6 protein-coding genes are annotated in these 6,605 nt (G+C 73.6%); all 6 read right to left on the bottom strand.

Annotation, left to right across the window (positions count from 1 at the left end):
• Positions 1-1,196, bottom strand: a 1,196-nt coding sequence (locus ACFQ87_RS37255; RefSeq protein WP_380615378.1) for an amidohydrolase family protein, incomplete at its 3' end; no start/stop codon positions are given.
• Between the two features lie 151 nt (positions 1,197-1,347).
• Positions 1,348-2,601 carry an MFS transporter gene (locus tag ACFQ87_RS37250; protein ID WP_380615377.1) on the bottom strand — a complete coding sequence of 418 codons (1,254 nt, stop codon included), beginning with the start codon at positions 2,599-2,601 and terminating at the stop codon, positions 1,348-1,350.
• A gap of 50 nt (positions 2,602-2,651) precedes the next feature.
• Positions 2,652-4,283 (bottom strand): FAD-dependent monooxygenase, encoded by a 1,632-nt coding sequence (locus tag ACFQ87_RS37245; protein WP_380615376.1) that lies wholly within the window; start codon positions 4,281-4,283, stop codon positions 2,652-2,654.
• Positions 4,284-4,408: 125 nt separating this feature from the next.
• Positions 4,409-4,801 (bottom strand): carboxymuconolactone decarboxylase family protein, encoded by a 393-nt coding sequence (locus tag ACFQ87_RS37240; RefSeq protein WP_380615375.1) that lies wholly within the window; start codon positions 4,799-4,801, stop codon positions 4,409-4,411.
• Between the two features lie 99 nt (positions 4,802-4,900).
• Entirely contained in the window at positions 4,901-5,587 is a 687-nt protein-coding gene (locus ACFQ87_RS37235) for an HAD family hydrolase (RefSeq protein WP_380615374.1), read from the bottom strand.
• Positions 5,584-6,306 (bottom strand): AAA family ATPase, encoded by a 723-nt coding sequence (locus ACFQ87_RS37230; RefSeq protein WP_380615373.1) that lies wholly within the window; start codon positions 6,304-6,306, stop codon positions 5,584-5,586. The genes ACFQ87_RS37235 and ACFQ87_RS37230 overlap by 4 nt, the downstream gene beginning before the upstream one ends.
• Positions 6,307-6,605 lie beyond the last annotated feature (299 nt).

The raw sequence follows: 6,605 nt of genomic DNA, 5'->3' as shown, positions 1-6,605 counted from the left end.
GTGTCCACGTTGCCGGGGTGGGCGGCCAACACGAGCGACTCGGCGGGGGTGGTGACCGGCGCCAGGTCGATGTCGCCGGTGCGCACCAGCACCAGGTCGGCGGCCTTGCCGGGCTCGATGGAGCCGGTCCGGTCGCCGAGGTGGACGGCGCGGGCGCCCTCGACGGTCGCCATCCGCAGCACGGCCTGGGCCGGCAGGACCGGCTCGCCGTCCGGCGTCTCGGCGCGGTCGGCCGCCAGCGCGAAGCGCATCTGGGTGAACAGGTCGCCGCTGGACTCCAGCTCGGTGTCGATGCCGAGGCCGGGGTTGACGCCCGCGGTGCGCAGCCGGCGGACCGCCACGTTGCCGCCCAGGCCGGGCATGGTCAGCTCGATCTGCGGGCAGATCGACACGGTGGTGCCGGAGTCGGCGAGCAGCTTGAGCGCGTCGGCCTCGGCGCCGTTGACGTGCGCCAGGTTCAGGTCCGGGCCGAGCAGGCCGGCCTGGTGGAGCAGCTGGATGCCCTGGTGCTCGGGGCCGGGGCGACCGGTGGACAGGTGCGTGGTGATCGGGATGCCGAGCTCGCGGGCGAGGGCGAAGTCCTTGACCGCGTTGTCGATGCCGGAGTAGTCCGGGCCCTTGGCGGCCATCGCCAGGGTGACCAGGCCGTCGTCCGAGGGCAGCAGCTGCTCGCGGACGCGGCGGATGTCGACCGGGTGGGTGGCGGCGAAGTCGAGCTTGGAGCCGATCGGCCAGGCGTGGCCGAACACCGCGCGCACGCCCGCGTCCTGGAGGGCTCGGACGGCGGCGTCGGCGTGCTCGGGCGAGTTCATCGCGTGCGCCCAGTCGAGCACCGTGGTGATGCCCGCGTTGAGCGCGGTGAGGGCGCCGAGGTAGGTGCCGGCGTAGACGTCCTCCGGGCGGACCTGGTCGCCCAGGCCGATCAGGGTCTGGCCGACGTACTCCATGATGGAGGCCTCGGAGTTGGACTGCCGGAGGCTGCTCTGCCAGGTGTGCCGGTGGGCGTCCACCATGCCGGGCAGGACGAAGGTGCCGGAGGCGTCGATCACCTCGGCGTCGGGGGCCGGCTCGAGGTCGGTGCCGACGGCGGTGATCCGACCGTCCTCGATGAGCACGTCGCCCGTCGGGAATTCGCGGTTCTGGGTGTCCATCGTGACGATCCAGCCGCCACGGACCAGGATCCGCTGAGTGGTCAAGGCAGTTCTCCCATTTTCTACGGTGACGGACCGGGGGTCGGGCCGTCGTTGTTCGGTTCGGTGGTCGTGAAGTGGTCGTGAGGTGGTCGTGCGTGGGGTGGTCGTGCGTGGGGTGGTGGTGCGTGAGGTGGTCGCGGGGATCGGCGGCCGGTCAGGCCGCGCCGGCCGAATCGGCGCGGGCGTCGACCGCCCACACCAGCAGTGCCAGCAGGGCCAGACCGGCGCCCACCGCGCACACCGCGCCCCAGCCGGCCGCCGCGTAGGCGGCGCCCGAGGCGGCGGATCCGGCGAAGCCGCCGACGAAGTACGTGGTGGTGTACGCCGTGGTGATCCGGCTGCGCGCGTCGGCCCGCAGCCGGTAGATCACGCTGAGGTTGGTGACCTGGATGCCCTGGACGCCCAGGTCGAGCAGGACCACCCCGAGCAGCAGGGGGATCAGCCAGTGGCCGCCGTTCAGGGCGAGCAGTCCCCAGCTGGCGAGGACCACGGCCAGCAGGACGCCGGAGGCCTGCCGGTCCAGCCGCCGGTCGGCGAACCGGCCGGCGATCCGGGCCGCGTACGCCCCGACCGCGCCGACCAGACCGACCAGCCCGATCAGCGCCGCGTCGAAGTGGTACGGCGGCCGGGCCAGCAGGAAGGCGACGGAGGCCCAGAAGGCGTTGAAGCCGGCGAAGGTGACGAAACCCAGCAGGCAGCGCCGCCGCAGGACCGGCTCCTCCCGGAGGATGGTCAGCACCGAGCCGAGCAGCGCCGGGTAGGAGAGCCGGACGGCCGGCTCGACCTTCGGCAGCCGCAGCCGCAGCACGGCGGCCAGCGCCAGGGTGAGCACCCCGGCGGCGACGAAGACCGCCCGCCAGCCGGCCCAGCTGCCGAGCAGCCCGCTGCCGGTCCGGGCGAACAGGATGCCGAGCAACAGCCCGCTCATCACCCGCCCGGAGACCTTCCCGCGTTCCTCCGCAGCGGCCAGGGTGGCCGCGAAGGCCACCAGCATCGGCCCGACCACGGTGCACATGGACAGCACCGCCATCGCCATGACCAGCACGGCGAAGTCGGGCGCGGCCGCGGCGGCGGCGCAGGCGACGGCCGTCACGGTGAGCATCACCACGACGATCCGGCGGCGTTCCGTGACGTCCCCGAGCGGCACCAGCAGGGCGAGCCCGGCCGCGTACCCGAGCTGGCCTACGGTGGTGACCAGGGAGGCCGACCCGCTGCCGAGCCGGAAGGCGTCGGCGATCCCGTTGAGCAGCGGCTGCACGTAGTACAGGTTGGCGACCGCGAGACCGCAGGCCCAGGCGAACAGGGTCACCAGGCGGGGGTCGATGCCCGCGCCGGGGTCGGCGGCGCTGCTCGGGGCCTCGGGGGGCGACGCCGGCGCCGCGTCACGGGCCGGGGTTCGGGGGGTCATGGCTGTCCTTCCGTCAGGACACGGGTGCGGGAGCCGTAGTGGGCAGGCGGTCAGTGGGCGGCGATGGGGGCGGTGACGGGCTCGGCGGGCCGGGCGCCGCGGAGGAAGGCGAGCACCTGGTCGGGGCGGTCGGCCCCGGCCAGCAGCGCGAGGTGGCCGTCCGGGCGGACCACCGCGAAGGCGGGGTTCCGGCCGAAGGTGCGGTCGAGGGTCCGGGCCGGCCCGCCGCCGACCCGGGCGAGGTCGAGCACCGTGATCGAGGGGTCGAGCTTCGCGCGCAACTGCCGTGCCCGCTGCGCCCATTCGGCCTTCGGGCGCCGCCCGGGCCAGAGCAGCACGGTGTAGTGGGCGGGGTCGATGGCCGGCATGCCCGAGTCCAGCTCCGGCGCGACGAACATCGGGACGCGCTGGCCCGGTTCGATCGGCCGCGGGTGGCGCAGCAGGATCGGCTCGGTGGCGAGCCGGCCGTAGCTGACGTCGATCTGACTGAGCAGCGGCACCACCATCCGGCTGACCAGCCCCGTCTTGCAGGCAACGGTGAAGAGCGTGTCGCGCACGGCGATCCGCCCGACGCTGCGCTGGAGGGCGAAGCGGGCCTGGGCCGCCGAGGTGCGGGACAGGCGGGTCGCACCGGCCTGCCGCTCGGGGGCGTAGCTCTCCAGGATCGATTCCCGCAGGGTGCCGTTGGCCACCCCGGCCAGCTTCCAACCGAGGTTGGCGACGTCCATCAGCCCGACGTTGAGGCCCTGTCCGCCGGCCGGGCTCACCACGTGCGCGGCGTCGCCCACCAGGAAGCACCGGCCCTTGCTGAAGGTCTCGGCGATGCCGAGCCGCGGGCGGAAGGCCCGGGTCCAGTCCGGGGTGCCGACCTGGATGTCGCGCCGGGAGCGGGAGCTGAGGATGTGCTGGATCAGCTCGCGGGAGGGGTTGCCGTCCTCCTCGCGCCGGTGCGGGGTGGTGGCGGCGAAGCGGTAGCTGCCGTTGCTCAGCGGCACGATCGCGGCGACGCCGTCCCGGCAGTAGTAGTACTGGCCGAGCGGCGGCACGTCCCCGGAGATCGGGACGTCGCCGATGGCGTAGGTGACGTCGATCTCCTCGCCGTCGAAACGGATCCCGAGTTCGGACCGCACGGTGCTGGCGGGCCCGTCCGCGCCGACCAGCCAGCGCGGCTCGACGGTCTCGCTGGTGCCGTCGGGGTGCTTGAGCAGCGCCCGCGGCTCGGCCCCGGAGCCGTCCAGCGAGACCAGCTCGACCCCGCGCTCGATGACCCCGCCGAGTTCGGCGAGGCGTGCGCGCAGGATGCGCTCGGTGTCGCGCTGCGGCAGCGCCAGGATGAACGGGTACGGCGAGTCGGTGAGGGTGCTGAGGTCGGCGGTGCCGAGCAGCCGGCCCTCGGAGTAGTAGCTGAGGCCGCTGGTGCGTCGGCCCTCCCGGACCAGGGCGTCGGCGACGCCGATCCGCCGGAGCATCTCCAGGTTGCGCGGCCAGACCAGGACCGCCTTGGAGTGCGGGTCGCTGGTGTCGATCCGCTCCTGGCGGTCGATCAGCCGAACGCCCACGTTCTGCTGGAGGAGTTCGCAGGCCAGCGCCATGCCGATGGGCCCGGCGCCCACGATCAGCACCTGCGGGGCAAGGGCGCGGCCGGCGTCCGGCTGGGCCGGGGGCTGCTCGTCGGCGGGCATCTGTGGTCCTTTCGTCTGGTGTGTCTTGTCGCGGCCGCGGGTCAGCGGGTGAGGGGTCCGCTCAGCGGGTCGGCGGTCCGGTCCCAGCGGGGCGGCAGTACGACCGCAGTGGGTCTGCGGTCCGGTCAGCGGTCGTGGAACTCCTCGACGGCGCTGCGCGCGACCGCCATGGCGTTGATCGCCCGGGGCACGCCGGCGTACAGCGCGACCTGACTGAGCGTCTCGGAGACCTCCTCGGCGGTGGCACCGTTGCGCAGCGCTCCGCCGACGTGGAAGCCGAGTTGGCCCTCGCAGCCACCGAGGGCGGCCAGTACGGCGACCGTCACCAGTTGGCGGGTGCGCAGGTCGAGACCGGGGCGGCCGACCACCTCGGCCAGGCCGAAGGCGACGGTGTCGGCGAGCGCCGGGGCGGTCGCGTCCAGCGCCTCCCAGGGCGCGGCGGCGGTGTCACCGGCGAGGCGGTGGAACACCTCGGCGGCCTCCTTGCGCAGCGCGGCGGCGGACTCGTGGTCGTTCATCTCTGATCTCCGGGAGGGTGGTCGGGGCGCCGTGGGCGGCTTCGGCGGGTCAGGCCGTGGACGGCTACGGCCGGTCAGGCTGTCGGCTGCTTCGGCCGGTCAGGCCGGGAGCGCGGCCGGGGTGTCGGCCCAGCAGGTCCAGCTCCGGCTGCGGGCCTGCTCCACCAGCGCGTGGTCGGCGTTGGCGACCACGACCGGGTGCCCGACCGACTCCAGCAGCGGCAGGTCGGAGATGTGGTCCCCGTACGCCCAGGAGCGGTCGAGGTCGAGGCCGTGGGTGCGGGCGGCCTCGGCGAGCGCCTGTGCCTTGTACCGGCCGATCATCGGGTGCGGGAGCTCCCCGGTGTGGACGCCGTCGGTGACCGTGGGCCGGGCGCAGATGACCAGGTCCGCGCCGAGGTGACGGCCGATCGGGTCGAGGCAGGGCGGGAAGGAGCCGGACACCAGCACGGTGAGGTGCCCCTGCCGCCGGTGCCCCTGGAAGGCCGCCAGCGCGCGCGGGTGGAAGAGCGAGCCGCCGGCGAGTTCCCGGGCGAACCACTCCCGGCCCAGCGCGGCGAGTTCGGCCTCCGGCCTGCCCGCGTAGTTGCGGTAGTAGATCAGGTTGGCCTCCTCCCGCCGGCCGTTGGCCCGGGCCTCGGCGAGCCTGGCCATGGCCTCGTCGAAGGCCGAGTCGGGCAGGCCGCGGGCGGCGAGGTCGAACCGGAGGAAGCCGAGCATGCTGACCACGGTGGTCAGCGTCTCGTCGACGTCGAAGAAGGCCGCCCGGCGCCCGCCGGCGCTCACTTCGCCCCTCGGGTCCCGGCGGGGACGCGCTCGGTCTCCAGTCGCAGGTCCTGGCCGCCGTAGTCGGCCTTGGCCCGCCGGATCGCCTCGTCGACGGGGATCAGCGCCGGCAGGTCGAACAGCTTGACGATCTGCTGCAGCCGCTCGGCGACGGTGCCGCCGATCACGTGGTACGGCATGCCCATCTCCGCGAAGCTGTCCAGCAGCATCTCGTCGCAGAGCCGCCGGAACTGGTCGTTCATCGGCCGGTGGCCGTCGGCCACGATCGGCAGCTCGTTGCGCAGGTGCACGAAGGTGTCGTAGGTCTTGGCGACGTGCTGCTTGAACGCGCTGCCGTACTGGACCATCACCTGCTCGAAGAAGTCCATCTCGGCCGTCCGGGGCACCGCTTGACCCTCGGCGAGGTGGGCGGCGGCGCTCGGGTTGATGCCCGCGCGCACCCGAAGGGTGCCATAGATCCACTCCTGCAGCGAGGAGCCGTCGGAGACGAAGCCGTCGCCGAGGAGGTTCTCGTGCACCGCGCGCTCGACGTGACGGCGCATCACCAGCTGGAGGAACTCCGGCGGGGTGCACTCCGCGAGCGCCTTGCCCGGCAGGGCTTCGGGAAGGATCTCCCGCATGGTCTTGGCCAGCGTCCGCGGCATGCCGGTCAGGTGCGACAGCGCCATCACCGTGAACGTCTTGCCGGACGAATACGTGCCCGAAACTGCCAACTTCACTTCTGCTCCCCGTTGTTACCGGTCTGCCGGTTCGTCGGACGGCGAATCCCGGGAGCCGGCCCGCTGTCCCCGCGGCCGCTCGCCTTCGCCTTGAAGAACGCTAGATCGGTTCGCTGCCGGGTGGCAGTGTCGGATCATGGTGGTGGTGGGAACACCAGGAACCGGATATCGGACGAACGCAGCGGGGGGGGGGGGGGGGGGGTGTGGGGCGCCCCCCCCCCCCGCGCCCCCGCTGTGGTGCGCGCCCCCCCTCCCACCCCACCCTCCCGCCCCCCCACCCCCCACCATGTGGACCTAGC

Source organism: Kitasatospora sp. NPDC056531 (assembly GCF_042794375.1).
In the GTDB taxonomy this organism is placed as follows: Bacteria; Actinomycetota; Actinomycetes; order Streptomycetales; family Streptomycetaceae; genus Kitasatospora.
Note: the sequence above shows the minus strand (reverse complement) of the source record. Positions and strands in the feature narration are given on the sequence as shown.